Below are 1,659 nucleotides of genomic sequence, written 5' to 3' on the forward strand. Positions count from 1 at the left end.
TCCCCGGACTGACTCCGCCGCCCCATGCCAACCCTTCCGGTGGACCTTCGTCCCTTCCGCCGTCCGTGCCGGGGCAGGCCTCCGCACCGGCTCCGGCGCCCGGGGCGCCCTTCACCCCGCCCGCGCCGACGCCCGCTCCGGGCGCTCCGTTCACCCCTCCCGCGCCCGCGACGGGGACGCCCTCCACGCCGCCGGCGCCGCCCGCGCCTTCTTCGGAGGGACCCTCGGCCGTGCCCAGGCTTCCGATGGGGAGCGGGTTCGAGCCACAGGGCTCGCAGCCGGAGGGTTCGCAGCCGCAGGGCTCGCAGCCGGAGGGCCTGCCGCAGGGGCAGACCGAGGCGCCCGCGGGTGGCGCGGCCTCTCCCACGGCTGTGCCGAACATCCCCGTCGGTGGCTTTCAGTCGCCGTGGACGCCGCCGGCTCCGCCGGAGGCACCGGCCGTTCCCGAGGCTGCGGCGACTCCGCCTGCCGCTCCGGAGACTCCGGCCACCCCCGGGACTCCGACCACTTCCGAGGCTCCGGCCGGCCCCGGAACTCCGGCCACCTCCGAGGCTCCGGCCGCGGCGGCCTCCGGTGATGCCGCGGAGCCGGAGAACGGCGATCTGGAGAGTGGTGCCACCATGCGCTTCTCCGCCGTCGCCCTGAAGCGGGAGATCGAGGAGCATGCCGCTGCTCAGGCGGTTTCCGCGCCCGAGGCACCCGACGTCACCGAGGCGAAGGACGCCGACGGGGCCGGCAGCAGGACCCGTGCCGATGACATGGAGGACGAAGGCCCCGGTGCGCAGGCCGACGACTCCGCCGCGGTTTCGGAGTACGCGCTGGACGCGGATTCCTTCACCGACGTGCCGCCCATCGAGGAGCCTGAGCCGCAGGACACCCGGCCGCAGGCCGAGGACGCGGCCCCCGAGGCCCTTGAGCCGCAGGTCGCAGCACCCGAGGGAACCGAGACCCCGGACGCCGGGCCGGGGGACGCCGAGGCCAAGGATGCCGAGGGCGACGACGCCGAGGCCGAGCAGGCACAGCCCGACGACGCGCAGCGGGACTCCGACGAGCCTGACGACGCGGCGCCGGCCGGGGCAGAGCAGGAGCGCGAAAACTCGGTGGCGCCTGCCGCCGAGCCGGCCGACGCACCTCCCGCCGACGCCGCTCCCGCGCAGAACGAGCCGGAGAACGCCGCACCGGCCGTACCGGCCTCGCCCGATGCCCAGCAGAGCGCTCCGTCCGACTCCGCTCCCCCGCCCCCGCAAGGCGTGCCACCGCTGCCGCCGTCGTACCAGCCGGCCGCTCCGGCCCCGGCGGGCGAGTGGCCCGCGCCGCCGCCGCAGCAGCCCCAGGCCCGGCCCACGGGCGCAGACGCGCCCGCTCAGCCGCAGCCGACGGCCGCCCAGGGACAGCCTCCGGTGCCGCCGCAGCCCTACGTCCCGGCACAGCAGCCGCCGTTCCAGCCGCAGGCGCCGCAGCCCGCGCCTGCCGCATGGAACCAGCAGCCCGCACCGACGCCGCCCAACCAGCCGCCCGCCCAGCCCGTACCGCAGCCCGGGGCTTACGGTTTCCCGCACCCGGGGGCCCAGACCCCGGCCGCGCCGAACGCCCAGGGCGGCTACGGCTTCCCACAACAGGGCGCCCCCGCCCCGACCCCGCAGGACGGCTACGGCTTCC

1 pseudogene is annotated in these 1,659 nt (G+C 77.5%); it reads left to right on the forward strand.

The features are described from left to right. Positions 1-620: 620 nt before the first annotated feature. Positions 621-1,659: pseudogene (locus C1J00_RS43030) on the forward strand (topoisomerase II); the annotation flags it as partial.

The organism is Streptomyces cahuitamycinicus (assembly GCF_002891435.1).
Classification (GTDB): Bacteria; Actinomycetota; Actinomycetes; order Streptomycetales; family Streptomycetaceae; genus Streptomyces; species Streptomyces cahuitamycinicus.